At 61.1% G+C, this 25376-nt stretch carries 22 protein-coding genes, 2 pseudogenes and 1 riboswitch; of the genes and pseudogenes, 14 read left to right on the top strand and 10 right to left on the bottom strand.

Features of this window, described 5'->3' with window-relative positions:
- Window positions 1–19: 19 nt before the first annotated feature.
- The 4 genes from G6N80_RS01225 to G6N80_RS01210 are packed head-to-tail and all read right to left on the bottom strand — an operon-like array spanning window position 20 to window position 5784.
- Window positions 20–1387: an FAD/NAD(P)-dependent oxidoreductase gene (locus G6N80_RS01225; protein ID WP_062553330.1), complete on the bottom strand. Its 1368-nt coding sequence runs from the start codon at window positions 1385–1387 to the stop codon at window positions 20–22.
- On the bottom strand, window positions 1384–1707 hold the full coding sequence (locus G6N80_RS01220; protein WP_165130714.1) for a (2Fe-2S)-binding protein: 324 nt from the start codon (window positions 1705–1707) through the stop codon (window positions 1384–1386). Before G6N80_RS01220 ends, G6N80_RS01225 begins: the two co-directional genes overlap by 4 nt.
- Window positions 1704–3692 (bottom strand): hydantoinase B/oxoprolinase family protein, encoded by a 1989-nt coding sequence (locus G6N80_RS01215; protein WP_165130712.1) that lies wholly within the window; start codon window positions 3690–3692, stop codon window positions 1704–1706. Before G6N80_RS01215 ends, G6N80_RS01220 begins: the two co-directional genes overlap by 4 nt.
- A gap of 4 nt (window positions 3693–3696) precedes the next feature.
- On the bottom strand, window positions 3697–5784 hold the full coding sequence (locus G6N80_RS01210; RefSeq protein WP_062553327.1) for a hydantoinase/oxoprolinase family protein: 2088 nt from the start codon (window positions 5782–5784) through the stop codon (window positions 3697–3699).
- 210 nt (window positions 5785–5994) lie between these two features.
- On the opposite strand from G6N80_RS01210, the gene G6N80_RS01205 reads away from it, so the two are divergent.
- Window positions 5995–7113: an NAD(P)/FAD-dependent oxidoreductase gene (locus G6N80_RS01205; protein ID WP_165130710.1), complete on the top strand. Its 1119-nt coding sequence runs from the start codon at window positions 5995–5997 to the stop codon at window positions 7111–7113.
- A 218-nt stretch (window positions 7114–7331) separates the two neighbouring features.
- A pseudogene (locus tag G6N80_RS01200) lies at window positions 7332–7610 on the top strand (site-specific integrase); the annotation flags it as partial.
- On the opposite strand, the pseudogene G6N80_RS23280 reads toward G6N80_RS01200, so the two are convergent.
- A pseudogene (locus G6N80_RS23280) lies at window positions 7611–7745 on the bottom strand (GlxA family transcriptional regulator); the annotation flags it as partial. It lies immediately after the preceding pseudogene.
- Window positions 7746–7837: 92 nt separating this feature from the next.
- On the opposite strand from G6N80_RS23280, the gene G6N80_RS01190 reads away from it, so the two are divergent.
- From G6N80_RS01190 to G6N80_RS01160, 7 genes are all read left to right on the top strand, one after another.
- A complete protein-coding gene (locus tag G6N80_RS01190) occupies window positions 7838–8215 on the top strand; it encodes a hypothetical protein (protein ID WP_165130708.1) in 378 nt (125 codons plus the stop codon).
- Between the two features lie 94 nt (window positions 8216–8309).
- A complete protein-coding gene (locus tag G6N80_RS01185) occupies window positions 8310–8966 on the top strand; it encodes a helix-turn-helix domain-containing protein (protein ID WP_165130706.1) in 657 nt (218 codons plus the stop codon).
- Window positions 8967–9008: 42 nt separating this feature from the next.
- On the top strand, window positions 9009–10421 hold the full coding sequence (locus G6N80_RS01180) for a PepSY-associated TM helix domain-containing protein (protein WP_165130704.1): 1413 nt from the start codon (window positions 9009–9011) through the stop codon (window positions 10419–10421).
- A 64-nt stretch (window positions 10422–10485) separates the two neighbouring features.
- On the top strand, window positions 10486–11592 hold the full coding sequence (locus G6N80_RS01175; RefSeq protein WP_343048660.1) for an ABC transporter substrate-binding protein: 1107 nt from the start codon (window positions 10486–10488) through the stop codon (window positions 11590–11592).
- The gene (locus G6N80_RS01170; RefSeq protein WP_165130703.1) at window positions 11589–12653 is read left to right on the top strand and encodes a FecCD family ABC transporter permease; all 1065 of its coding nucleotides are present in this window, start codon (window positions 11589–11591) and stop codon (window positions 12651–12653) included. Before G6N80_RS01175 ends, G6N80_RS01170 begins: the two co-directional genes overlap by 4 nt.
- Entirely contained in the window at window positions 12650–13588 is a 939-nt protein-coding gene (locus G6N80_RS01165) for an ABC transporter ATP-binding protein (RefSeq protein WP_210300889.1), read from the top strand. Before G6N80_RS01170 ends, G6N80_RS01165 begins: the two co-directional genes overlap by 4 nt.
- Window positions 13567–13956, top strand: a complete 390-nt coding sequence (locus tag G6N80_RS01160; RefSeq protein ID WP_246251379.1) for a copper uptake system-associated protein — start codon at window positions 13567–13569, stop codon at window positions 13954–13956. The genes G6N80_RS01165 and G6N80_RS01160 overlap by 22 nt, the downstream gene beginning before the upstream one ends.
- Before the next feature lie 82 nt (window positions 13957–14038).
- On the opposite strand, the gene G6N80_RS01155 is transcribed toward G6N80_RS01160, so the two are convergent.
- Genes G6N80_RS01155 through G6N80_RS01135 form a run of 5 tightly spaced genes read right to left on the bottom strand, consistent with a single transcriptional unit; the run spans window position 14039 to window position 19308 of the window.
- A complete protein-coding gene (locus G6N80_RS01155) occupies window positions 14039–14803 on the bottom strand; it encodes an amino acid ABC transporter ATP-binding protein (RefSeq protein ID WP_165130699.1) in 765 nt (254 codons plus the stop codon).
- Window positions 14800–15906, bottom strand: coding sequence for an amino acid ABC transporter permease (locus G6N80_RS01150; protein ID WP_165130697.1), 1107 nt, complete (start codon window positions 15904–15906; stop codon window positions 14800–14802). The genes G6N80_RS01155 and G6N80_RS01150 overlap by 4 nt, the downstream gene beginning before the upstream one ends.
- Entirely contained in the window at window positions 15903–17027 is a 1125-nt protein-coding gene (locus tag G6N80_RS01145; RefSeq protein ID WP_165130695.1) for an amino acid ABC transporter permease, read from the bottom strand. Before G6N80_RS01145 ends, G6N80_RS01150 begins: the two co-directional genes overlap by 4 nt.
- Before the next feature lie 16 nt (window positions 17028–17043).
- The gene (locus tag G6N80_RS01140) at window positions 17044–18069 is read right to left on the bottom strand and encodes an amino acid ABC transporter substrate-binding protein (RefSeq protein ID WP_165130693.1); all 1026 of its coding nucleotides are present in this window, start codon (window positions 18067–18069) and stop codon (window positions 17044–17046) included.
- A gap of 42 nt (window positions 18070–18111) precedes the next feature.
- Window positions 18112–19308, bottom strand: coding sequence for a trans-sulfuration enzyme family protein (locus tag G6N80_RS01135; protein ID WP_062553319.1), 1197 nt, complete (start codon window positions 19306–19308; stop codon window positions 18112–18114).
- A 107-nt stretch (window positions 19309–19415) separates the two neighbouring features.
- On the opposite strand from G6N80_RS01135, the gene G6N80_RS01130 reads away from it, so the two are divergent.
- From G6N80_RS01130 to G6N80_RS01110, 5 genes are all read left to right on the top strand, one after another.
- Window positions 19416–20300, top strand: coding sequence for a LysR substrate-binding domain-containing protein (locus G6N80_RS01130; protein ID WP_062553318.1), 885 nt, complete (start codon window positions 19416–19418; stop codon window positions 20298–20300).
- Window positions 20301–21062: 762 nt separating this feature from the next.
- A riboswitch (cobalamin riboswitch) is annotated at window positions 21063–21254 on the top strand.
- Between the two features lie 102 nt (window positions 21255–21356).
- Complete coding sequence (locus G6N80_RS01125; protein ID WP_246251378.1) at window positions 21357–22151, top strand: (2Fe-2S) ferredoxin domain-containing protein; 795 nt, start codon at window positions 21357–21359, stop codon at window positions 22149–22151.
- A gap of 21 nt (window positions 22152–22172) precedes the next feature.
- Entirely contained in the window at window positions 22173–23675 is a 1503-nt protein-coding gene (locus G6N80_RS01120) for an ABC transporter substrate-binding protein (RefSeq protein WP_062553316.1), read from the top strand.
- Window positions 23676–23679: 4 nt separating this feature from the next.
- The gene (locus tag G6N80_RS01115) at window positions 23680–24597 is read left to right on the top strand and encodes an ABC transporter permease (RefSeq protein ID WP_246251377.1); all 918 of its coding nucleotides are present in this window, start codon (window positions 23680–23682) and stop codon (window positions 24595–24597) included.
- Window positions 24594–25349, top strand: coding sequence for an ABC transporter permease (locus G6N80_RS01110; protein ID WP_062553315.1), 756 nt, complete (start codon window positions 24594–24596; stop codon window positions 25347–25349). The genes G6N80_RS01115 and G6N80_RS01110 overlap by 4 nt, the downstream gene beginning before the upstream one ends.
- Window positions 25350–25376: the final 27 nt, after the last annotated feature.

Raw genomic sequence — 25376 nt, 5'->3', positions numbered from 1 at the left:
CGTCACTTGCGCACGTCGCCTATGCCTCACCGATCCATGCCCCGATGGGGACCGGACGCACCGGGGCCTGTTCGCGCAGGCGCCCGGCTTCACAGACCGAAATGCCGCCCCGCGCGGCAATCAGCTCGGCGCCCGCCAATTGACAATAACGCCCCTGGCAGCGGCCCATGCCGAGGCGGGCAAGCGATTTCACCCTGTTGGCCTCCGCGCCGTTGCTTGTGGCTGCGTCACGCACCTCTGCGGCCGTGACCCCTTCGCAGCGGCAGACAATCGTTTCATCAGGGATGGCGCGCACCATGGCACCCGGCCACGGGAAGGCCCGCGCCAGCGCACGGGCAAATCGCTCGCAGCGCACCAGCCGGCGCAGCTCGGACGTGACATCGGGCGCAGGCAGACCCATGTCGGAAAGGCAGGCGGCCGCCGCCAATCGTCCGGCAAGTTCCGCCCCATCTGCCCCGAGGATCCGCACACCGTCGCCGGCAAGGTAAAGTCCTTCCGCCGCGCGGCCAAGCCTGTCCGTTCGCGGCAGCCATTGCGCCCAGCCCTCATCATAGTCGAAGGCGCAGCCGGCAAGCCCGGCAAGCTGCGTCTCGGCGCGCAGATGCCAGCCGAGGCCGACCATGTGGCAGGCGGTCACGTGAGGTCTCCCTTGGGCATCGCACCAGCGAATGCCGGTCGGGCCGCGCTCGTCGCAATCGATCCCCTCCAGGGTGACACCCACATGATAGCGCCGGCCGAGCCGCAGGCGCATCCGCAGACCCCTGAGGAAGAGCGCGGGCCGCACCAGCATGCCCGGCAAAGCCGTCAGCTGCACGGAAAGCGGTGCTGTGTCGAGCACGGCCGAAACGTCCGCGCCGGCCTTCAGCAACTGGTACGCCACGAGCGTCAGGAGCGGTCCGGAACCGGCAAGCACGATCTTTCGTCCGAGTGCCACGCCCTGAGCTTTCAACGCGATCTGCGTCGCGCCCAGACTGTAGACACCGGCTGACTGCCAGCCCGGCACCGGCGCCAGCCGGTCGGTGGCGCCTGTCGCCAGGATCAGGCGGTCATAGGCAAAGGCCCGGTGACCGACAGGCGTCAGGGCATGAAGCACACCGTCCGCTACGGCAACGGCAGAGGACAGCGCATGGTAGTCAACCCGGCCGTCGGCCACCATGGCATCGAACAGCGCATGCAAAGCGCGCGCCTTGCCGGCATCCGGCCCATAGAGCGTTTCTGCCACCCGCGTGAAGCCGAGCGGCGGGCGGCGATAAATCTGTCCACCGGCCCTTTGTCCCTCATCGAGAACGACCGGCCGGATACCGGCGGCAACAAGCACTTCAGCAGCCCGGATCCCGGCGGGTCCGGCGCCAACGATCGCCACTGTCGGTCCCTGCACCAAAGTCATGGCCAGCCCTCCGGCGCCTCGATCGCCAGCCGCATTCCCTCGGCAATTGGGGTGGAGCAGGCCCTGAGCCGCGTGCCCTCTTCCTGCCAGATCCAGCAGTCCTGGCAGGCACCCATCAGGCAGAAGCCGGCGCGAGCCTCCGGCCCGAACTCCGAACGCCGCAGCGCCGTAGAGCAAGCCAGAATGGCCGTCAGCACCGTATCACCGGCCAATGCTTCGTATGTGACACCATCGAGAAAGAACTGGACCCGCGTCCTCTCTCTCTCTGAAAGGCGGACGATCCGTCCGTCGCCAGGCTCCTGCCGCGTGCCCGGCTTCATTCTGCCGCCAACCGAACGGCCGAAGCCGGCTCCGGCATCTCCAAGAAGCGTGCCCGCACGTCCGCAAAGGCTGCCGCGACGCCGTCATGTCCGGCCCTGTCCTTCATGCGCCGGAATATCTCGGTCTTGGCGAAGAAGCGCCAGTGGATCGGAAGGCCTGCAAGGATCTCCGTCAGCAAGGCATAGGCGGCGGGCGTCCACTGCGCCTCGTAACCCTCCCGTTCAGGGCCAAAATGGAAATGTCCGGCATGGGCGACGGTCAGGGAACGCAGTCGGGCCGTCGCTTCCTCGTCGACCACACCGCCGCTGATCACGACCCCATAGTCCCGCTCGGCCGCTTCGGCAGACACGTAGCCGCGCTCCACATCCCTTGCGACACGCCAGGTCTCACGCTTGAGCGGATTGCCGCGCCCGCCGCCGCCCGCCGAACGGATCTCCAGCACATCGCCCGGCTGGAGGACGGTGGTATCGATATTGCCGAGCCGCAGATAGCGATCCGTTCCGGGGTTGAGCACCATGTCGGACAGGCCCGCGGCACGACCGCCGAGCACGCCCCATGGGCGGAAGAAGCTGCGGTCGCGATTGCGCGCCGTGATCCGGCTGCCCGGCGCAAAGACCCGGAAGGCCATTTCCGTGGCAAGCCCGCCCCGCCAGCGTCCCGCTCCGCCGCTGTCGCGCGCCAGCCCATAGCGCAGGAACTCGATCGGCACCTCCGTCTCGGTGATTTCGATCGGCGTGTTCTTGAGATAGGCGGCATCCGCACCCGAACCATTGGTGCCGTCGCGATGCGGCATGCCGCCGCCACCGCCGACCACCGGATTGACCGCCGCCAGCACTGTGCGCCCCGTCCTCTCGTCCGTCGTCATGACGTTGACAATGCAATTGTTGCCGGCGGGCGCTGCCGGCAGGCGTTCCGGCACAGCCTGGCTGAAGGCGCCGAAGATGACAGAGCGTAGCCGCGCGCAAGTGAGCGATCGCATGCCGACCGCCGCCGGATGCACCGGATTGAGCACACTGCCCTTGGGCGCGATGCAGGTGAACGGGCGCGTGAGCCCGGTGTTGAGAAGGATGTTCGGGTTCAGGGTGTAAAGAACGTAGTAGACGCCGACCAGCAGCATCGTGTGGCGTGGATCACCCCCGGAAGGCACGTTGAGCGACGAGCCGAGCTGCGGATCGGAGCCGGTGAAATCGAGTACCGCCTCGTCACACCTGATGGTCAATGTCAGCTTCAGGCGGCAGGGATTGGCCTCGACCGAATCCTCGTCCGCATAGTCGACAAATTCCCAGGTTCCGTCCGGCATAGACCGCAGGATGGCGCGCGCCTGCGCCTCGGCATGATCGAGAAGCGCCTCGGCACCTTCGAGAAAGGCCTGTTTTCCGAACTTCTGCACCATGGCCAGGATCTTGCGTTCACCCGTGTTGAGGGCGCCAACCAGCGCTTTGATGTCGCCAAGATTGAGATCCGGCTTGCGCACATTGGTCGTCATGATGTTCAGGATGGCCTCGTCGAAGACCCCTTCCCTCACCAGCTTCATCGGCGGAAAACGGATACCCTCCTGATGGATCTCCGTCAGGACTCGCGACAGCGAGGCAGGCACCGCCCCGCCCATGTCGGTATTGTGGATATGGCCGCCGGTCCAGGCGATGATTTCGCCATCATGAAAGACGGGCTTCCAGAGATGGGTGTCCGGCGCATGGGTCGCGACATGGCCGGAATAGGGATCGTTGGTAAAGGCGACATCGCTCGGCCGGTAGTTCCCGACCATGTCGATGACCCGGCCCCAGGTCAGTCCCGGATACCAGGTGGCGCCAAGCCCCATCGGCACCCCGAACGTCTCGCCTCTGCGGTTCATCAGCATGACGGTGAAATCCTCCGTTTCCTTGACGAAGGCCGAATGCGCGGTGCGCTGCAGCGTATAGGCCATGTTTTCGGCCGCCGCCCGCACATGGTTTGCAAAGACACGCAAATTGGTCTGGTCGAACATGGCGTTACTCCGCAAAGGTGAGATGAATGTTCATGTGGCGGTCGACGCGCGCGTCAGTGCCGGTGGGAATGGCAAAGGTCGTGTCGTCCTGTGCCACCACAGCGGGGCCGCTGAAGCACTCTCCAGCGTTCAGCGCACTGCGGCGAAAGAGGCCGATGCGCTCTATCGCGCTGCCGAGATAGACCGGGATCAATCGTTCGGGCGAAGCAGCAGACGGCTCCTCCTTCTCCGACACCGGAAACTCGAGCACAGGTCCGGCACCGATCGCCGAGAGCCGAAGGTTGACGAGTTCGACCTCGCCCTGCGGATCGGAAAAGTCGTAGAGTTGCGCATGCATGGCATGGAACGCCGCCTCCATGGCCGAGCGATGACCCTCCTGGATCCAGGCCGGCTCGATCGGCACCTCGATTTCAAAGCTCTGCCCGAGATAGCGCATATCGGCCGAGATCCTGAGGTCGGCGGGACCGTCGTGGCCCTGTGCGGCAAGCCAGGCCCAGCCTTCACGGACCAGGGCCTCCAAGGCGTCGCGCAGTACCGGAACCGTCTCTTCGACGAGATGAACAAACACGGTGCGGATGAAGTCGCCGCGCAGATCCGCGACCAGTCCGCCCAGCGCCGAGACGACACCGGGCCGGGGTGGCGCGATCACCCGCCGCATGCCGAATTCGCGCGCCAGGAATGCACCCAGCATCGGGCCGCCGCCGCCAAACGGCATCAGCGTGAAATCCCGAAGATCGACGCCGGCCCGTGAGGCGAGCTTTTCGACCTCGACGAACATTTCCGAGATGGCCACGTCGAGGATCGCCTGGGCCGTCGCCTCCACCGGACGGCGGATCCGGGTGGCAAGCCGGGCAACCGCTGCATGCGCTAGGCCCACGTCGATCTGCAATTGCCCATAGGCCATCTCGCTGTGACCGAGCCAGCCGCAGACCGCCATCGCATCCGTGACCGTCGGTTCGCTGCCGCCGCGGCCATAGCAAGCAGGACCGGGTATGGACCCTGCCGATTCCGGACCGATCCGCAGCACGCCATGTTGATCGACGCTGGCGATCGAACCGCCGCCGATGCCGATCGAGCTGACCGATACCGAGGGAATATGCAGCGGGAACTCTCCGATCAGTTCGCCGGTGCCGAATTGCGGCTCGCCGTCGATGATCAGTGCGAAATCGGCCGAAGTGCCGCCAATGTCGAGGGTCAGTACCTGTCGTTCGCCGGCCCGCCTGGCAAGCCACGCCGCACCGATCACGCCTGAAGCCGTTCCGGAGAGCAGCATCTGCACGCAGGACCGCTTGCCGTCGGCCGCATTCATCAGCCCGCCGTTCGACTTGGTCAAAAGGGCCGGAGCCGTGACGCCGCGCGACTTCAACCTGTCTTCGAGAGCGGTCAGATATCCGGAAATGCGGGGATGCACATAGCCGTTCAGGATCGTCGTCGTGGTGCGCTCGTATTCGCGGATCACCGGCCAGACCTCAGACGACGTGAAGACGAACAGATCAGGCGCCAGTCGCTCGATCTCCTGCTTGACGGCAGCCTCCTGGACGGCGTTGCGCCAGGCATGCAGGAAGGAGACGATGATGCCTTCAGCCCCGCCTGCCTTCGCCGCCGCGACGGCCTCTGCGACCGCCGTCATGTCCGGAGCAAGCGCCTCGCTACCGTCGGCGCGCAGCCGCGCCGGGATGCCGAAGACCATATCGCGGGCGATCAGCTGATCCGGACGCGCGCAGAACAGCGAATAAACATCGGGCATTCTCAGGCGTGCCAGTTCGATGACATCCTCGAAACCGGCATTGGTCAGAAGCGCGAGCGAAACACCGCGTCGCTGGATGACGGTGTTGATGCCGACGGTCGTGCCATGCACGAAGCGGCTGATTGTTGCCGGGTCCAGGCCCTCCCGTTCGGCCAGAAGCGTCAGCCCGGTCATCAGTTCCGCGCCTGGATCGTCGGGGGTGGTCAGGACCTTCAGAGAGGCGACGCGGCCGGATCTTGCCTCCAGCGCACAGAAATCGATGAAGGTGCCGCCGATGTCGACCCCCACCTTCCAGTCCTCGCCATCGGCCAATTCTGTCAAGGTTGCACTCATGGCGCTTGTCATGCCCGTTCCTTTCGCTGCTCCTGTCCAAAGCTGGCACGGCTTGATGGCAAAGGTCCAAGAGCGAAATGGCGGGCAACCATAAGTCCCGCTTATGCGCATCGCGGGATGCCCCATAGGTCGCACTTATGGGCGGCATGCAATACCGACTTTGACTTGCTGGCGTCCTCACACACACAGTCGATGCAGTGCATCGAACCGAAGGAATATCCCGTGGAGGTCATCGTACTTGGCGGCGGACTGATTGGGACCGCCTCGGCCTATTTTCTTGCGCGGCGCGGGCTTAAGGTGACACTTGTCGAGCGCAACCGGGTCGGCAGCGGAGCGACCGTCGCGTCCTTCGGCAACATCCGCCGGAGCGGCCGCTATCTGCCGCAGCTGCCGTTAGCGCACCGCTCGCTGTCGCTCTGGCGCAAGGCTGAAGCGATGCTGGGACAGGATGTCGAGTTTCGCCCGACGGGCCACCTGCGCCTCGTCTTCGGTACAATTGGGCTTGCCTCCATGCGCTCGTTTATCGAGGCAGCCAGGCCCTGGGGACTGGTCCTCGACGAACTGGATATGCGCGACGTGCGTACCCGTTTTCCAGGTGTCGGGCCGGATGCCATCGGCGCCTCCTTCTCACCCGAGGACGGAAGCGGCAATCCCCGGCTGATCGCACCCGCCTTCGCCGCTGCCGCAGCCCGTCTCGGCGCAGCGATCGTCGAACAGGTAGCTGTCGAATCGGTGGCCAGAACTGCTTCAGGCTTCACCGTTGAGACCTCCAAAGGCTCGATCAGCGCGGAAGTCCTGCTCAACACCGCAGGCGCCTGGGGCGCGCAGATCGCCGCCCGGTTCGGAGAAGCCGTGCCGATCGAGGCACGCGGTCCGCAAATGGGCGTCACGGAACCACTGCCCTACCGCATCCTGCCGGTCGTCGGCGTCTGGGGCGGCGATGGCACCGAGGGATATTTGCGCCAAGTCGAGCGCGGCAATATCGTGTTCGGCGGCGGCGTCGAACGCAGCCAGGTCGCGCTTGACCCCGGCCACGCAAAGGCCGATCCGGCCCGCCTGTCGCTTCAGCTTCGCAAACTCCTGCCGCTCCTGCCGGCGCTGGCGAACGTCTCCATCATTCGCACCTGGTCCGGCTGCGAGGGCTATGTCGCCGATGGCCTGCCCGTGATGGGACCTTCGGCGACCACACCCGGCCTCTTCCATGCCTTCGGCTTCTCGGGACACGGCTTCCAGCTCGGCCCCGGCGTCGGCGACGTGATGGCCGAACTCATTGCAGTAGGTCAGACTGAAACGCCACTCCACGATTTTCGCATCGAGCGCTTTTTACCGACCGCTTGTTAGTGAAGGTTCAACGGAACGCCAGCTGCTGCACAGACCGGCGCCCCGCCTTTGTGCTTTTGGGGTCGGAACAAGAGCAGTCCAAAATCGTACGCTAGGCCCTGTTGACAAAGTGGATTGAACGAAGCCGTTTTCGCGGCAGTTGGGGCCTCTGATTTGCATGGCGTGTCTCTGGTTTGAAGGATTGGCTGTTTTGGCCAACCTTTGAACGGGAGATACCCATGAGTGAGATGAGCCCTCTACGCCGGCGGATGATCGAAGACATGACGATCCGAAACTTGTCGCCGGCGACGCAGCGATCCTATTTGCATGCGGTGACAAAGTTCTCGCGCTATTTCGGGCGATCGCCAGACCGACTTGGACTGGGAGACGTGCGCGCCTTTCAGGTGCATCTGGTGTCGAAGGGCCTGTCATGGCCGGCCTTGAACCAGACGGTCTGCGCGCTGAGGTTCTTCTTTGGCGTCACCCTTGGCCATGATGAGATACCGGAGCGCATCGCCTAGGTGCTTATCAAGATTTTCTCTGATCCAGGAAAGCAGGCTGCTGAAGCGGCCATCGGTTGACTTGAACTCGAGGAGTGAAGAAAACTGAGACTGTCCTCCGGGTCGCTGGTGGTAGAGCACGAGATACTGTGCTTTCATGTGTGCGGTTGTCGCATTGCTCCTCCACGAAACACACGATTTGGTATCCTGCAGTGAGGTTTAATATAACGCCATTCGGCAAACAGATGGGGACTTTGACGCGCATCGTATGCGCGATCGCCCTGTTGCTTGTCGGCCTATCTCACAAGCCCCTGTCTGTTTTGGCGAACAGGCTCACTCCGGCCGAGCTTGCGGCATATACTCTTCCTGATGGAACCGTGCCTGTGCTGTGCCTGCCATCGGAAGATGACGCCAGCAAAAAGCATAGCCATGATTTTGGCACGGGTTGCGAAGCCTGCCGGCTCGCGTCCGCCATCCTTCTGCCCGCACCGCCCGCGATTGAGACGGCGCTCGCGTTGCGTGCTGCGGATCGGTTCGTTCCAGTTCGCTTTGAGGCCTTCTACAGGCAGCTCTTTCCTCCCAATGCGTCACCGCGTGCGCCTCCCTTCGGCCTGATTGCCTGAACCGCGACCGCTTTCTCAAGCGGTCGCCTTCGACAATCCGTGCCGAGGAAATCGCGTGACTGCGCTGTTCCGGCAAATGGCTGGATATCCGCGCATGTTAAGCATGTTATCCAGGGATGAAGCATTCCCCCTGCACGTCCTGCGACAGTTCTCCCAAGCGTCCATACCGCGCATTCGCAACTTTTCCGCGCATATCGACATTCCTCTGGCTCGGCTGGGTGTTCCGCTCACGTTCCGCCTGTTGCGCGGCTGTGTGGTTCTCTATCGCGAGCTGAGTGACGAGCGTCGGCAGATCCTCGATATTTTCGGCCCTGGCTGGGTCATCAGCGGCGAGCATGTTGATCTTCATGAATGCCGGGCTATGGCGGTTTGCGACCCACGGCTCGAAGAGATCGAGACTGAACAGAACGCTGAAGCGATCAATGAGGCCGCAATGCGCATGCTCAAGCGCGCTCAAGCCCATGGTCTGGTTCTCGGCCGCCAGACGGCGACTGAGCGGGTTGCGTCTGCCCTGCTGGATCTTTCCGGCCAGTTTACCCGCCAGGGGCATGACGGGCGCAGCAGCTTCCTGCTCTATCTCTCCAGAAGCGAACTGGCGGATTGGCTAGGCCTGACCCACGAAACGGTCAGCCGCTGCCTCAGCCGCTTCAAACGCGATCGCCTTATCGCGTTTGACCAGCCCGAACTGATCACCATTCGCGACCGCCAAGGACTTCTGGCGCTTGCGACCGGCGCGACGCCCGCAGCCTGATCACCGAGATTTCCGACACTCTGTTCTTTGAGGGGGACAACCATGACACTTGCGACAGATCAGTCGTCATCCATACTGGATCAAAGCTTTGCCAGAAACTTCTATAACACGGCCTGGCGCTGGCATTTTTATGCCGGCCTCTACGTGGCGCCATTTCTGATCATGCTGGCGGTGACCGGGCTCCTGATGCTGTGGTCATCGGTCCTGGTGGGTCGTGATGGAGAAAAGCTCTATTCCGTTCAGCCCAGTGCGCAAACCGTGGCTGTTGCTCAGCAGGCAACCTCTGCCCTGTCTGCGGTCTCGAACGGGACATTGGTACAATACATCGCGCCGCGGACCGTAACAGAGCCGGCGGTCTTCCGCGTCAAGGCAGGGGATGCCGCAACCATGGTTGCCGTTGATCCTTCCAATGCGACGGTGCTCGGGAGCTGGGAGCGCCGTAACGCCCTCTATGACCTCGCCGACACCATTCACGGAACGCTGCTGATCGGGACTGTCGGCGATCGCCTGATCGAGATTGCCGCGGGCTTTGCAGTCATGCTCATTGTGACGGGTGTCTACATGTGGTGGCCCCGCGACGGGCTCAGTTTTGCCTCATCACTGGTGCCGACCATCAACGGCAAGAGCCGTCAGGTCTGGAAGTCGCTGCACCAGACGATTGGTGTCTATGCATCGATCATCCTGCTTGCCTTCCTGCTCTCCGGCCTCACCTGGGCGGGCATCTGGGGCGAGAAGATGACACAGGCCTGGAGCACCTTTCCGGCCGCCAAGTGGGACAATGTACCTCTCTCGGACGCCAACCATGCCAGCATGAATCATGACGGCGTGAAGAATGTGCCCTGGACGCTGGAACAGACGCCGATGCCGGCCTCCGGATCGAATGCGGGCATTCAGGGTGTTGCAGCAGGCGAACCGGTCGATGTGGATACGATTGTGGCGCTGGCACGAACACTTGGATTCAACGGGCGCTTCCAACTATCATTCCCGAGCGGTGAGACGGGTGTATGGACTCTTGCGCGCGATACGATGAGCAATGACAGCGCCGATCCGATGTCGGATCGCACGGTGCATATCGATAGATATACCGGCAAGATCCTGACAGACGTCAAATTCGTTGACTACGGCGTGGCCGGCAAAGCGATGGCTGTGGGCATTGCCTTCCATGAAGGCGATATGGGCCTCTGGAACGTCGCCCTCAACACCCTCTTCTGTGTGTCGGTCATCTTCATGTCGGTGAGCGGCATCGTCATGTGGTGGAAGCGCAGGCCCTCCGGTGCCGGGCGGCTCGTTGCCCCTGTCACCGCCGACAAGATGCCGCTCTGGAAGGCCGGTGCGATCATCATGCTCGCCCTTTCACTGCTTTTTCCGCTGAGCGGCGCCGTCCTGATCGCGGTGATCCTTCTCGATCTCTTCGTCTTCCGACACGTCAGGCCGTCCAAGCGTCCCCTTAGCTAATCCTATCAACCTCTCCAAGGCGGCAGCAGCGCGCCGTTGCCGCCCACAACCTCAAGGTAAAATCGTGACCAAAAAACTGTTCATCTCCACCCTTGCCGCCCTTCTGACGATGGCAGCATCCGCCTTCGCCGACATTACCGTGACCGATGTCAAAGGCAGAACGGTAACGGTTCCCAAGGTCCCGGAACGGGTCGTCCTCAGCTTCTATTACGAGGACTATCTCGCCATCGCCGGTCCTGGCGCTCTCGACAAGGTGGTGGCGCTCTCGCTTTCAACGTGGAAAGACTGGAGACCGAACCAGTTCGCGCTTTATGAGAAGGCACTTCCCAGGCTTTCATCGATCCCGGATGTCGGTAACACCGAAGACAACACCTTTTCCATCGAAAAGGTCATTGCCGCCAAGCCTGACCTGCTGATCCTCGCAGCCTGGTCCTACGACGCGCTTGGCGAAGGCATCAAGCAGATCGAGGCCGCAGGCATTCCAATCGTCGTCCTCGACTACAACGCCCAGACAGTCGAAAAGCATGTGGCCTCCACCCTGGCACTTGGCAAACTGATGGGCACTGAAGAGCGTGCACAGGCGCTGGTCAAGAACTATCAGGATGCAATCACCGACATCGACACACGCATCAAGGCGGCTGGACCAACCACGAAGAAGGTCTATGTCGAACTTGCCCAGAAGGGACCGGCGGAAGTCGGCAACTCCTATGGCAACAGCATGTGGGGCGCCCTGATCGGCAGCCTCGGCGGCGCCAATATCGCCAAGGGCCAGATCGGCAACTGGGGACCGCTGAGCCCCGAATATGTGCTTGCCCAGAAACCCGACCTGATTTTCCTCGCAGGTTCGGAATGGCTGAACAAGCCGCAATCGGTCGCCGTCGGTTTCGGCGCAGACCCGGCCGTGACGCGTGAGCGCATGAAGGCCTACATGCAGCGTCCGGGCTGGTCGGAACTTCCCGCTGTCAAGAATGGCGACGTCTTCGCCATCTATCACGGTGGAGCACGCACGCTGTCCGACTATGTCTATGCGCAGTTCATCGCCAAGCAGCTCTATCCTGCCGCCCCCAAGGACGTCGATCCGGCCAAAAACATAGCGGACTACTATGCAAAATGGCTGCCGATCAAGGCTGACGGCGTCTTCGTCCTCCCCTACAAGGCCGGGGCACAATGACCTCCCAGACCCGGGACACCGAGATCATGCACGGCGGCTACCGCCGTGCATCCATCCGTCGCGCCTTGGCTCTCCTGTTTTCCCTCGGTGTGCTCATTCTGCTGATGGTTCTTGATCTCACGACAGGGCCATCCGGCATGCCGCTTGGCGATGTCTGGCATGGACTGCTCAATGGACCATCCGGCCCGGACCGGATGGTGGCAACGATCCTGTGGCAATTACGCATGCCGCAGACCCTGATGGGAGCCCTTGTCGGCGCCTGCCTCGGTCTTGCGGGCCTGCAGATGCAGACGATTCTCAACAATCCGCTGGCAAGCCCCTTTACGCTGGGTTTTTCCGCCGCCGCCGGTTTTGGCGCAGCACTCGCCATAATATTCGGGTCGCTTGTCCCCCTGCCCGCCTATCTCACCATTCCCATCAGCGCCTTCGCCATGACGCTGGTTGCCTGTGGGCTCATCTATGTGATTGCCCGCCTTCGGGGTGCGACGCCCGAAATCCTCGTACTCGGCGGCATTGCCGTTCTCTTCTTTTTCCAATCGCTGCAATCGATGCTGCAGTTTCTGGCATCGCCGGAAGTTCTCCAGCAGATCGTGTTCTGGCTGTTTGGCAGTCTTTTGAAATCCACCTGGACCAGCGTCACGGCGACCACGGCGATCGCACTCGCCTGCCTTCCCTTCATCGCACGCCAGACCTGGGCGCTGAAAACACTTCGCCTAGGGGACGCCAATGCGAGAAGCCTCGGACTTTCGGTCGAGAAACTTCGACGCGAAACCTTCCTGATCGTCGCACTTCTGACGGCGGGCGCCGTGTCCTTCGTAGGCACCATCGGCTTTGTCGGGCTGATCGCGCCGCATGTTGCCCGCAGCCTTGTCGGTGAGGATCATCGTTTCTCTCTTCCGCTTGCCGCCATGGCGGGTGCCATCATCCTGATCGCTGCCTCCGTATTCGGAAAGCTGATTTCGCCAGGCGCCGTCATTCCTGTCGGCATCATCACCGCCGTTGCCGGGGTTCCCATGCTGTTTGCGGTGATCATCCGCCGCGGCAAGCGAGGTGTCGCATGACGGGGCGTCTTGTCCTCCGCGACGTGAGCGTCGTCGCCGGAAAGAAGCACATCTTGTCCGATGTAACCGTATCACTGCCAGCGGGCCAGATCGTCGCACTGATCGGTCCCAACGGCGCCGGGAAGTCGACGCTTCTCGGCGCCATCTCGGGCGTTGTTTCATCCACCGGAAGCGTGCTCTGGAATGCGCAGGTCGTCAGCGTTCACGATCTCGGCTATATGCCACAGCACTGCCAGGTCACCGCGGATCTGACGGTGCTCGAAGTAATCCCTCTGGGCCGTCACGAACAACTGGGCTGGCGTGTCGACCCAAGTATCGTCGAGGCGAGTGCGCGCATTCTTTCCCAATTCGGTATTGCCGATCTGGCGGAGCGAAAGGTCTCGACCTTGTCGGGCGGGCAGCAGCAACTGGCGCTATTGGCGCAACGACTCTTGCGCAAGCCGCCGCTTCTCTTGCTGGACGAAGCCACCAGCGCCTTGGACATGCGCCATCAGATTCATGTGCTGAAGGTTGTGAAAGACTATGTCGCCAGAACGCAGGCGCTGGTTCTCATTGCCATTCACGATCTGAACTTTGCTGCAAGGCACTGCGATTCCGTGATGCTGCTCGCGGATGGAAAAATTGAGAGGCCACGGCTGTTTCGCCGATATCGTGACGCCGGACGCCCTGCGAACCTACTACGGTATCGAGGCGGAGTTTCTCAGAACCCAATCGGGGGTGACTGTCATCGTCCCCACGGCTTCTCACCACACAACAGAACATCTCTCTCAGGAGGAGGAAACGATATGAAACATCTGAAGGCAAAACTGTTGGCGATCGCGATTGCCACCATCGCGACTGTGTCTCCCGCTCTCGCCCAAATCATGGAGACCACGCTGCGATGCCGATGGCGCCGCAATCCGCAGATCCCCAGATGGCTATCCCTGCGAAGATGAAGGCGATTTTTGAAACGGCCGAGAAGCCATTGGCCGTATCACCTGTCGTCGTCCAAGGCGACTGGGCGATTGCCGGCTGGACCCAGGAAGGCCGCGGCGGTCGTGCGCTTCTCAAAAAGAAGAGCGATGGCTGGAGCATTCATCTGTGCAGCGGCGATGGGCTGAAGCAGGCCGATGCCCTGAAAACTATGGGGCTCTCCTCTGCCGATGCTACGGCTCTGGCAAGTAAGCTCGCGGAGGCGGAAGCCAATGTCGATGCGAAGACGCTGGCGCTATTTGCAAGCTTCGAGGGGACCGTGATGGTCGAGGGCGCCGACAATCCTGGCGGCCACGACGCGCACGGCGCCCACAAGGATCACGGCAAGTAGCATCCAAAGTCGAGTTTGAGGTGGATCAGGAGGACGAGGAAAAACCATAGCTTGGTCCGCCCTCTCGCCCAGTCCGCACCAATCAGTGAACGATCTGGCTGAGGAAGCTTCTTGTCCGCTCATGGGTCGGGGCATCGAAGAAAGCATCGGGTGCACTGCTTTCGACGATGGCGCCCTTGTCCATGAACACGACACGGTCTGCCACGCGCCGGGCAAAACCCATCTCGTGGGTGACGACGATCATCGTCATGCCGTCCTCGGCCAAGGCAACCATCGTTTCCAGGACCTCCTTCACCATCTCCGGATCGAGCGCGGATGTCGGTTCGTCAAAGAGCATGATCTTCGGCGCCATGCACAAGGCGCGTGCGATCGCGACACGCTGCTGCTGGCCACCCGAAAGCTGACCGGGATACTTCAGCGCCTGCTCTGGAATCCGCACCCGTTCCAACAATTCCATGCCGCGGTCTTCGGCGAGCTTTCTCGGTGTCCCGCGTGACAGAATCTGCGGCAGCGCGCAGTTCTCCAGAACAGTCAGATGCGGAAACAGGTTGAAGTGCTGGAACACCATCCCGACATCGCGACGGATCGCATCGATGTTCTTCAGACTGTCGTTCAAGGTCACACCATTGACGACGATCTCGCCCTTCTGGTGCTCTTCCAAATGATTGACGCACCGGATGAGCGTCGATTTGCCGGAACCGGACGGTCCGCAGATGACTATACGCTCGCCCGGCTTGACCGACAGGGTCACATTACGCAGCGCATGGTAGGTGCCGTACCACTTGTCGAGATTGCGGATCGCGATGGCAGACGGTTCATGGTTCGACGGCTGTTGAGCGGACATCATCGGTAATCCTTTGCTTTGACACGCAGCTCAAGCCAGCGGGCGTAATAGGAGATGGCAACGCAGAGCGCGAAATAGATGAGGCCGACGAAGAGATAGGCTTCCCGATAGGGTGCGGGCCAGACGGGATCCATGGCCGCCGATCGGCCGGCGCTCAGCATGTCGAACACACCGACGATCATCACCAGGCTGGTGTTCTTGACCATGACAATCGCCGTATTGGTCAGGGGCGGGATAACCTTCTGGATCGCCTGCGGCATGACGATATGCTGGATTGCCTTCCAATGGGGAATGCCGAGCGCCTTGGCCGCCTCGATTTGGCCGGAAGGGATGGCTTGCAGTCCGCCGCGAATGACTTCGGCAAGATAGGCCGCCGCAAAGACCGTCAGTGCCGCCAAGGTGCGTCCGAGCTTGTCGATCGTCCAAGTTGGCGGCAGGAGCAGCGGAAGCAGGATCGAGGCGACAAACAGCAGCCCGACAAGCGGAAGCCCGCGGATCGTCTCAATCAGCCCGATGGACAGGACCCTCGGGATCGGCAGGGACGAACGCCGCCCGAGCGCCAGGAAGACGGCGAAGGGAAAGCCGCATCCGAGCGACAGCAGGGCGAGCAGGAGGGTGACCGGTAATCCACCCCATTGCGATGTTGGAACGAACGGCAAGCCAGTAAAGCCGCCCCACATCAGGCTGAGCATCACGGCCACGGCCACCAGCCATGCGATGACGAGCTTTCGTCCCCACAGCGCCGGCGACAACGACACCAGAACCATCGCGATCATGAGACCCATCATCATCATTGGACGCCATTGTTCGTCCGGTGGATAGAGACCGAACAGGATGAAGCGAAGCTTGGCACCGATGAAGGCCCAGCACGCTCCGCCGTCTCGGCAAGCCGCAGGATCCGATGTTGTCCAGGTGGCGTCCACAAGACCCCATTGGAAGGCCGGCATCAGTGCCAGGATCGTCATCAGCGCGCCGGATGTGAGAGCGGCACTCAGGACATCGCCAAACAGCATCTTGAAGAGGGGCATCCGCTTGATCGGCGGCGCTTGCCGGGCCGGCAATATGTCGGCAACCACATGACCGTGGGAAATTGAAAGTGTTGTCATCGCGTCACCAGGGCCACGTGGGCATTGTACCAATTCATGAACATCGACACCGCGATGCTGATCGTGAGGAAAACGGCCAGAAGGATGGAAATGCTCTCAATGGCCTGGCCCGTCTGGTTGATGACCGTCCCGACCACAAGGCCGAGTTCTGGATATCCGACGGCCAGCGCCAGGGTCGTGTTCTTCACCGTCGACAGATACTGGGACGTCATCGGAGGAACGATGATCCGCAACGCCTGTGGAATGATGATGCGGAACATCACGTGCCGTTCGGAGAGCCCAAGCGCGCGTCCGGCTTCCCATTGACCGCGCGATACCGCTTCGATGCCACCGCGGATGACTTCGCTGATGAAGACCGAGGTGTATAGAACGAGACCAAGCATAAGGGCGGCAAATTCCGGCGACAGGCGAAGCCCCCCGACGAAATTGAAGCCCTTTAGTTCCGGAAAGCTGACCGACGGACGGATGAGCACAACAGCAGCTGTCAGCAGACCGGCAAGCAGCATCCATTTGCCCATCGACCAGACGGATTTCGGCGCCAAGCGACAAATGATGACGGCGGCGATGAGCACGGCAAGGCAGACAGCGGCGAAAGGACCGGCCTGCGGCCCAAGCGAGATCGCCGGAAGATAGAGGCCCCTGAGCGAGAGGTAGAAGCCGGGCAGCGGGTTGAAGGCAAGACGCGGCGCCGGCAGCAAGGTCGTGGCCAGCGCATACCAGAAGAGGAGTTGCACGATGAGCGGCATGTTGCGGATGACACCGACAAACAAGGCCGCCATCTTCGCCGCCAAGGGATTGTTCGACAGCCGGACGAGAGCGATCAGCAGGCCGACAAATGTGGAGATGATGATCGCGGTCAGCGAGATGACGGCAGTGTTGGTCACGCCGATCACGTAGGCCCAACCGAAGGTATCGGAAGGATCATAGGACAGGACACTTTCCGAAATCGGAAAATTCGCCTGTCGGCTCAGATAGTCGAAACCGACCCGGATGCCTCGAGCGGCCAGATTGGCCGCCGTATTGGACCAAAGCCAGAAAAGAAGACCGGCAAAGCCTGCAAACAGCAAGACCTGAAGCGCATTGCCTCGAATGCGACGATTGTCCCAGAGCGCGAAGAGCATGCCGGCCTCCGTGTGCTTACTGGAATGCCAGCGGGAACATCAGCCCACCATCGGAATAGAGGCGGTTGGCGCCGCGCTCCAGCTTCAGCGGGCTATTCTTGCCGACATTGCGATCAAACATTTCGCCGTAATTGCCGAGTTGCGCGATGATGTTGGCGGCAAACTTCTCGTCCAGGCCAAGTGCCGAACCGTTTCCAGGTTCAACGCCGAGGAAGCGCTTGAGGCGGGGGGCTTCGGACGTCTGCATTTCGGTGACATTGGCTTGGGTGACGCCCAGTTGCTCGCCCGCAATCAAGGCCTGGATCGACCAGTTGACGATATCGAGCCATTGATCATCGCCATGGCGAACGGCAGGCGTCAGCGCATCCATGAACCGGGTGGCGGGAAAGATGATGTAATCGTCGGGATTCTTGGCGGATGTCGCGCGGATGGAAGCGAGAGCCGCGGCGTCAGTGATGAGGGCATCGCAACGTCCGGAGAAGAATGCCTGGCTGACGGCGGAGCTGTTTTCAAACACGACCGGCTTCAGCCCGAGATTATGTTCCTTCGACACGTCGTTGGCGACCACCTCGGTGGTGGAACCCGTCTGCACACAGACCGACGCGCCAGACATGTCCTCCACTTTCGTCACCCCGAGCGCCTTCGGCATCATGAAGCCGGTGAACTCGTAATAGTTCGGCGTCGTGAAGTTCAAACCGTTAGCGTCGCGGCGCAAGGTCCAGGTGAATGTGCGCGGCAGGATGTCGATTTCCCCGGTCTGCAGGGCCGGCACGCGCTGCTGGCCGCTCAGCGGAACGAACTCCACCTTGTCCTTGTCATTGAAGATCGCGACCGCCACGGCCCGGCAGGTCTCCACGTCGAGACCACGCCAGTAGCCCTTCTCATCGGGCGCGCCAAAGCCAACGGTGCCCTGACTTGAGGCGCATTTCAGAAAACCGCGCGCCTTAACGGCGTCAAGCGTTGGTCCTGCGACTGCCGGCGACAGGCCAGCAGACAGCATGCTCGTAAGCAAAAAGCCTACTCCAAGAAGTTTCGAACGCATGTTGTTCCCCTTTTTTGTTGAAGTGCGTTTTTTCGAAGATGGTCAGCTTGCGCGCACCAGTTTCGCCTGCCCCGTCCGACGAAGAATCTCGGCAAAAAATGCCTCCATGTCAGCCTGGAGGTCGGCGGGGTCCTCCAGCCCAACACTGATGCGCAGCACGAGATCGTCTTGCTTCCATTCGGTGGCCGTGCGGTTCTGGCGGACCGGCATGGGGGCGATGAGGCTTCGGGTTCCACCCCAGGAGGCGCCGATGGCAATCGTCTTCAGGACGTCGAGGGCTGCGGCGGCGTGAGGTACCGCGTCCGATACCAGGACAACGCTGAATACGCCGCTCGTCCCTAGGAAGTCCCGCTTCCAGATCTCGTGCCCCTGGGTACCCGGCAAGGTCGGAAACAGGACACGCTCGACCAGAGGATGACGCTCGATCCACTCGATCAGTACCAGTGCAACATCTGCGGCATGCTTGAGACGGATGCCAAGCGTTTCCATGCCGCGCAGCACAAGCGATGCATCATCCGGAGACACGCCAATCCCGAAGCGCCCGAGCGTTGCGCGAATCGGTGTGATGAGGTCGTCTGACCGCACGGTGATCGAACCCATCAGTAGATCGGAGTGGCCGGAAACATATTTCGTCAAGGCTTCCGTAACGATATCGGCTCCGAGCGCCAGCGGCTTGTAGTTGAGCGGTGTCGCCCAGGTATTGTCGCAGCCGACAAGCGCGCCGTGTCGATGGGCGACATCGGCAATAGCCGGAAGATCCTGGATCTCCATCGTCGTTGAACCCGGGGATTCACACCAGACGAGCTTTGTGCGGTCATCGATCTTTGTTGTCAGGTCCTCGATCGAAACCGGATCGTAATAGGCAACCTCGACGCCGAAACGCGCCAGATCCTGGTTGGCAAAGTCGCGCATGGGCGGATAGGCGGTATCCGCGATCAGGATCTTGTCGCCGCTCTTCAAGAACGGAAGCGCTGCAATCGCATTCGCCGCCTGCCCTGATGGCACCAGAAATGTGCGAAGACCCTGCTCAAGCGCCGTCAGTTTGGCTTCGAGCGTGCGGGTCGTCGGCGTGCCGTAAAGCCCATAGGTATACCCATCATGGCCCCTCTGACCGCGGGTGGCATAGGCTTCTGCATTCTTGAAGACGATGGTGGATGCCCGGTGCGTGGCAACACCAAGGGCTTCAAACCCGTCAACATTGACGTCCGGTGTGACAACACATTGAGTAAAGTCTTTCATTCCGCTTCATCCTGAGCAATTTCGTGAGCGGATTAAAACATCGGCATATCAATTCCGTCCAATATCATTATCCTGCTACTTTATTCTCGTGGGTTATGAGGTGTCGAATGAATATTCGTCAGGTCGAGGTGTTCCATGCCGTGATGACTAACAGCACAGCCTCTCGGGCTGCCGAGGTGCTGCGCATTTCCCAACCTGCTGTCAGCAAAGCGATCCAGGAACTCGAGCGCGATATCGGATTTGCCCTGTTCCGGCGCGAACGCGGTCGCATGTATCCGACCGCCGAAGCGAACATCTTCTTCAAGGAAGTGGAGAGTTCGTTTTCCGGGCTCACACGGCTCAAAAGTGCCGCAGCGAGAATCCGTGATTTCGGATCAGGCGAAATCAAAGTGGCAAGCCTATCTGCGCTGAGCACCAATATTTTGCCACGCGCTTTGCGCGGTTTTCAGGCGCGGCATCCAAATGTCGCCATTTCGTTTCAGGCGCAACTGTCCTCTACTGTGAAAGATCTAGTAGCGTCCGGCCAGGTCGATGTCGGGCTGGCAGCCGACGAGATCGAGACCGAAGGCGTCGATGTTCGGCCCTTCGCGCGCTATCGTGCCGCCATCGCCGTTCCAGCGGGGCATCGCCTGGAGCAGGCCACTGAGTTGACGCCAGAGGATCTCGACGGAGAAGCCTTCATTGCCCTTTCCCCTGAAGACACGACGCGACGAGCCGCTGAAGCTATCTTTCGCGACCGCGCAACCAAGCTGAAGGTCGTGTTGGAAACGCCGTATTCGACCACCATCTGCGCCATGGTTCAGGCAGGGCTCGGAGTCGGCCTCGTCAACCCCATGACGGCCGAACCCTATGTGGGGCGTGGCCTGACGATCATCCCATTCAAACCGGCGATCTATTTCCGCACCCTGCTGGTACTGCCGCCGAACCGCTATCCTTCGCGCATCGTTGCCGACTTTGTCGATGAGGTGATGAAGCTGTCGATATTTCAATGATTGGCGCTAGCGCTGCTAATTTGATGGCTTTGATACAATCAGGACTATCGTCTTCGCCATGAAAGTGGCCGTGACAGCGATGACAGCACAGAGGCTTCACTCGGCCTTACACTGGCAAGGCTTGTGACTGAACTTGCCCTGATATTGCGAAGCTGCTGAACCAGAGTGTCGAAAACATCAAGGTCAGCATCTATCGCACGCCAGGGCCGGAAATTCTCTCCGCCAATCGCAATGACGACCACATCCATATGCCAATTGTCTTTCGGTTTGGACCGGTCCCGGCGTATACAGGTGGCAAAATAGCGACCAAAGCGATTGATCGCAGTCGCGCAGTTTTCCAGCTGCTGATGATATTCTGCTGGGCAATCAAGTCTTCAAGATCGGCTGTACTCAGGGCAGAGAGTTTATATGCCCGGACCGCTTATGTGACGATCTCGCACAGAAAAGAAAACTCCTTTAAACTATTGAAAAAGATCAGCAATTTCGTGGTGCATCGATAAAGCCAACCTGGCATCGAGCAACTTGGCAATACCGGTCTCATTACGCGTTCTCCCGGATCTTTCGACGTGGACCACTTCAAGTTCGTAAGCACCATTTGCTTTGAGGATCATCAAGCGCCCCTCACCATAGTGAGAACGATTGACATTCATTATGTAACGTTATTACATATCAACGAAAATGTCGATGAGAAGGCAAATGAGAGTGGTAGCGGCTCCTAGTGGAACCATTGCCTCCTGTCGATTGACAGCAGGCCGCCATCATGTAGACATCGTCAGGTCAAGGTTCTTCCATCACTGGTGGAAGCTAAGAGGGAATCCGGTGCGACGCCGGAGCTGTCCCGCAACTGTAAACGGCGAGCCGTCCCCGAAAACGTCACTGACCTGAAAAGGTTGGGAAGACAGGGGAAGGCATAGACCCGTGAGCCAGGAGACCTGCCTGACAAGATAGAATTCCGCGGTCGGGGTCTGCCGCCGGAATGGCTCGTTCGCGTACCAAGGGGTTCGCGCGCGTCGTCATTTCGTTGCTAGCCTCGACCGCTCACGCGCGAGGCACGCAGTGACGAAAGAAATAGAACTGGACGAACGGCGCGCCGTTCTTCTCATCGCGAAATCCGCTTTTGCCGCGGCGCCTCACGCCGACATGGCGCGCCTTGCGGGCGTCATGGCCGAACACCGGCCTGACGCCGTCGTGCGTTACGCCTTCATTGAACAAGGCACTCCGTCTCTCAAGGAAGCGCTGCTGGCGCTGGTCGGCGAGGGCTGTTCCCATGTCAGCATTGTCCCGCTTGTTCTGCCCATGGAGCCCAGCGTTCCCACCTGGCTGCAAAAAGTGGTCCGCCGCTGGCGAAACGAGGATCACCGGCCATGGCCGGAGATAGCACTCACCGCTCACATCGCGGCAAGTCCGGTCATGGCCGCACTACTTGGAGATCTGGTCGCGTCAGCCACATCCTTCGATCTTGCCGTTGATCAGAAATCCCTCGCCGAAGGTTCGCTTGTGCCGGACCAGAAACGCCGGGTCCTGGTCTGCCAGGGCGGCCCCTGCAATGGCGCAGGTGCCGACGCCCTCTGGTGCCACCTGCGCAACGAACAGCAACGCCTGAAGCTGCGGACAACGGGCGAAGGCACCATGACCGCGAAATCCACCTGCCTCGGCCCCTGCAATCTTGCCCCTGTCGTCCAGGTCTTTCCCGAGGGCACCTATTACGGCGGCGTCACCGAGGCGGCCGTCGACCGCATCATCACCGAGCACCTGTTGGGCGGAACGGTCGTGGAGGATTTCGCCTATCACCCGACCGGACGCAAGCAGCGGCTGCGGCCGCTGCAAACACCAAGATTCCCGAATCCATAATCAACGAGACGAGAGGTCATTATGCCCATTCCGCTCCGCCAGCGCCTCAGCAGCGCGCTGATCGCCACCGCAGCCCTTGTGGCCGTCGCGTGGCCCGCAGCAGCGACTGAGCCTTTGCGCATCGGCGCAACCTTCATCACCAGTGGCGTTGACCCGGCCAAGGGATCAAATGGCTGGGCGCTCACCAGCCACGGGGTTGGCGAAAACCTGTTTACCGTCGACAGGCAAGGCAAACTTGTACCGGAACTGGCCGAAAAGGCCGAACGCACGGGCGACCTCACCTGGACGATCACCTTGAAGGCAGGGCGCGCATTCTCTGATGGCACGCCCGTGACAGCCGCAGCTTTGGCGGCCGGTTTCGAGCGCACCTTTGCCAACAACAAGGCAGCATTGGCGACAGGCGGGAAACTGACGTTTGCAGCAGCAGACGACCTCACCCTCAGGGTATCGACGGAAAAGCCGGTTCCTCTCATCCAGGCCCTGTTTGCCGAATGGCCGCTGATTGCCTACAAGCCGGCAGCCGAGGACGGCAAGACGATCTTTACCGGCCCCTACGAAATCGCGGATTTCAAGGTCGATGCGGCGATCGAATTGAAGCCGAATGCCCATTTTGAAGGGGCGGACCAGCGCAGACCGTTGACACTGAAACGGTTCGGCGATGCGCAAACCATGGCGCTGGCCTTTCAATCCGGGGAGTTGGATCTGGCCTTTGGTCTCCCCTCCGAAGTTGCCGCCCGACTGACGCGTGATCCGTCCCTGACAGTCAAATCCTTCGCGGTCGGGTACCAGTATTTTGCCTTTTTGAACACGACAAGGCCGGTGGTTCAGGACAAATCCGTGCGCCAGGCCATCGACCTCGCCTTCGATCGCAAGGAACTGGCCGCTGCCATCAATGGCGGAACACCGGCAACCGGCGCCTATGCTCCTTATTTTCCGTTTGCCGGCAGCCAAGCCCGGCCGACAGATGCTGCCAGGGCTGCCGCGATCCTGGATACTGCGGGCTGGACAAAGGGCACCGACGGCATGCGTACCAAGGACGGCAAGGCTCTGAAGCTGCTGGCGATCACATACCCGCAACGGCCGGATCTGGTCACCATGCTGCCGGTCGTCAAGGCACAGCTTTCCCGGATCGGCATCGGGCTCGACACACAGATCGTGGACAATATTGCAGAGGCGGCGGCCAGCGGCAATTTCGACATCGCGCTCTGGGCCCAACACACCGCCCCCAGCGGCGATCCGGCCTTTTTCCTGAACTCGATGCTGCGAAGCGGTGCCTCGCTCAACTATACCAAATATGCATCGCCGGAATTCGACGCCATCATCGACCGCTTCGCCACCACCGGCGACCCCGCCGAACGCATCCAGATTGCATTGGACGCCCAAGCGAAGCTGTTTGACGACGTGCCCGTTTCCTTCCTCGTCTCGCCGGTCTGGTATGTCGGCGTCTCCGACAGACTGAAGGGTTACGAGCCCTGGGGATCGGACTATCACGTCCTGCGCGCCGATATCGGCGAGAGCAAGTGAAGCCATGAAGAAGCTGGCATCATGGGGATTGCAGACAGCGCTCGGCCTGCTTGTCGTGTCTTTCGCAGCCTTTGCAATCATCACCCTGATGCCGGTCGACCCTGTCGAGATCGCCATTCGCACCTGGAATCTGCCCGCAACCGACGAGACGATGGCCGCCCTGCGCCAGGACTGGGGTCTCGACCGGCCTCTGATTTCCCGCTATCTCCGATGGGGCCGGGACTTTTTGCACGGCGACTGGGGACGATCCTTCCGGACGGGTGAACCCGTCCGTACCGAGTTCCTCCACCGTTTGCCCCTGTCGCTCAGCATTGGCATTGCCGGGCTCTGCCTTGCCCTGTTGTTGGCCCTGCCGCTCGGATTTGCGGCAGTCGTGAAGCCGGGCGGGGTCGCAGATCGGTTCAGTCGCCTGTTGTCCGTGTTCACGCAATCCACGCCGGTGTTTGCGACCGGGCTCGTGCTGATCTGGGTGTTCGGCGTGCAACTGCGGTGGATACGACCGTTCGCCAATGACCGTGCCTCACTGGTGCTGGCTATCGCGCTCGTTGCCCTGCATTCCACTGCAGTTCTGGCCCGAGTTTACCGCAAAGGTCTGCAGGAAGCCGCAATACAGCCCTGGTTCGTCACCGCTCGTGCCAAAGGTTTGTCCGAAACACAAGCACTGTGGCGTCATGCCCATCCGAGCGCATTGTATGCGGTTCTTGCCGCCGTGCATTCCGAAGCCGGCTGGGTAATCGGCAGCGCCGCCGCCATGGAAATCCTGTTTGGCCTTCCGGGGATCAGCCAATTCCTGGTTCAGAGTATCTCGATGCGCGATCAGATGGTGTTGCAGGCCTATGTCATGGTCATCGCACTTTGGATGGTGAGCATCGATTGCCTGGCACGGCTGATGATGCTGCGGCTGGAGCCACGCCTGCCATGAACCGCGCTGTGCTTCCGCTCCTGCTGCTTGCCCTTCTATTCGCCGGTGGCTTCTGGCAACCGCATGATCCGGACGCGGTTGATATCCTCAACCGTCACGCCGGACCAAGCATCCCACACCTCCTCGGAACGGATCATCTGGGCCGCGACCTCTTGTCCCGGCTGATGGTCGGCGGGTTCCGGACGGCTATCGTAATCCTTGCCGTCGGGGCGATCGGGCTGGTGGGCGGCTCTCTGCTTGGAACCCTCGCCGCCCTTCTCGGCGGCTGGCGGGAGGTCGCAATCCTGAAGGCAAGCCAAGTATTCATCATGGTGCCGACCTTGATCGTCGCGCTGACGGCAGCAGCCATCTTCGGGCTATCGCCCTTGAGCGCCGGCATGGCGCTGGGCCTTGCGGCCATCGGACCGCTGACTGTGTTCACGCATGCCTTGACGCGACGCGTCCTGTCGCAACCCTTCATGCTGGGAGCCGAGGCACTTGGCGTGCGCTCCAGCGGCAAGCTCTTTCGTCATCTCTTGCCAAACACGCTGCCATCGATCCTGACTTATGTCGGCAACCAGTCCGGCTCTGCCGCCATTGCTTATGCCTCGCTCGCCTTTATCGGTCTTGGCGCCGATCCTTCGCTCCCCGATTGGGGTGGAATGCTCTTTGAATACCGCATATTCATCTTCGACAATCCGATGCTGGTTTTATGGCCAACGCTGACGCTCGCAGGCACTGTCTTTCTTTTCAATCGAGCCTGTGACCGATGAGACCTGCGACTGCGTGTGAAGATCGCT

The organism is Rhizobium rhizoryzae, assembly GCF_011046895.1.
Taxonomy (GTDB): domain Bacteria; phylum Pseudomonadota; class Alphaproteobacteria; order Rhizobiales; family Rhizobiaceae; genus Neorhizobium; species Neorhizobium rhizoryzae.
This window is presented reverse-complemented; position numbering and strand designations above follow the sequence as displayed.

Bases quoted from the DNA above. Each gene is read 5' to 3' on its own strand.
- G6N80_RS01210 (WP_062553327.1), bottom strand. From the start codon at position 5,784: ATGACAAGCGCCATGAGTGCAACCTTGACAGAATTGGCCGATGGCGAG.
- G6N80_RS01155 (WP_165130699.1), bottom strand. From the start codon at position 14,803: ATGATGTCCGCTCAACAGCCGTCGAACCATGAACCGTCTGCCATCGCG.
- G6N80_RS01115 (WP_246251377.1), top strand. From the start codon at position 23,680: ATGAAGAAGCTGGCATCATGGGGATTGCAGACAGCGCTCGGCCTGCTT.
- G6N80_RS01110 (WP_062553315.1), top strand. From the start codon at position 24,594: ATGAACCGCGCTGTGCTTCCGCTCCTGCTGCTTGCCCTTCTATTCGCC.
- G6N80_RS01215 (WP_165130712.1), bottom strand. From the start codon at position 3,692: ATGTTCGACCAGACCAATTTGCGTGTCTTTGCAAACCATGTGCGGGCG.
- G6N80_RS01160 (WP_246251379.1), top strand. From the start codon at position 13,567: ATGGCTATCCCTGCGAAGATGAAGGCGATTTTTGAAACGGCCGAGAAG.
- G6N80_RS01150 (WP_165130697.1), bottom strand. From the start codon at position 15,906: ATGACAACACTTTCAATTTCCCACGGTCATGTGGTTGCCGACATATTG.
- G6N80_RS01135 (WP_062553319.1), bottom strand. From the start codon at position 19,308: ATGAAAGACTTTACTCAATGTGTTGTCACACCGGACGTCAATGTTGAC.
- G6N80_RS01145 (WP_165130695.1), bottom strand. From the start codon at position 17,027: ATGCTCTTCGCGCTCTGGGACAATCGTCGCATTCGAGGCAATGCGCTT.
- G6N80_RS01180 (WP_165130704.1), top strand. From the start codon at position 9,009: ATGACACTTGCGACAGATCAGTCGTCATCCATACTGGATCAAAGCTTT.
- G6N80_RS01170 (WP_165130703.1), top strand. From the start codon at position 11,589: ATGACCTCCCAGACCCGGGACACCGAGATCATGCACGGCGGCTACCGC.
- G6N80_RS01165 (WP_210300889.1), top strand. From the start codon at position 12,650: ATGACGGGGCGTCTTGTCCTCCGCGACGTGAGCGTCGTCGCCGGAAAG.
- G6N80_RS01120 (WP_062553316.1), top strand. From the start codon at position 22,173: ATGCCCATTCCGCTCCGCCAGCGCCTCAGCAGCGCGCTGATCGCCACC.
- G6N80_RS01140 (WP_165130693.1), bottom strand. From the start codon at position 18,069: ATGCGTTCGAAACTTCTTGGAGTAGGCTTTTTGCTTACGAGCATGCTG.
- G6N80_RS01225 (WP_062553330.1), bottom strand. From the start codon at position 1,387: ATGACTTTGGTGCAGGGACCGACAGTGGCGATCGTTGGCGCCGGACCC.
- G6N80_RS01220 (WP_165130714.1), bottom strand. From the start codon at position 1,707: ATGAAGCCGGGCACGCGGCAGGAGCCTGGCGACGGACGGATCGTCCGC.
- G6N80_RS01185 (WP_165130706.1), top strand. From the start codon at position 8,310: ATGTTAAGCATGTTATCCAGGGATGAAGCATTCCCCCTGCACGTCCTG.
- G6N80_RS01130 (WP_062553318.1), top strand. From the start codon at position 19,416: ATGAATATTCGTCAGGTCGAGGTGTTCCATGCCGTGATGACTAACAGC.
- G6N80_RS01190 (WP_165130708.1), top strand. From the start codon at position 7,838: ATGGGGACTTTGACGCGCATCGTATGCGCGATCGCCCTGTTGCTTGTC.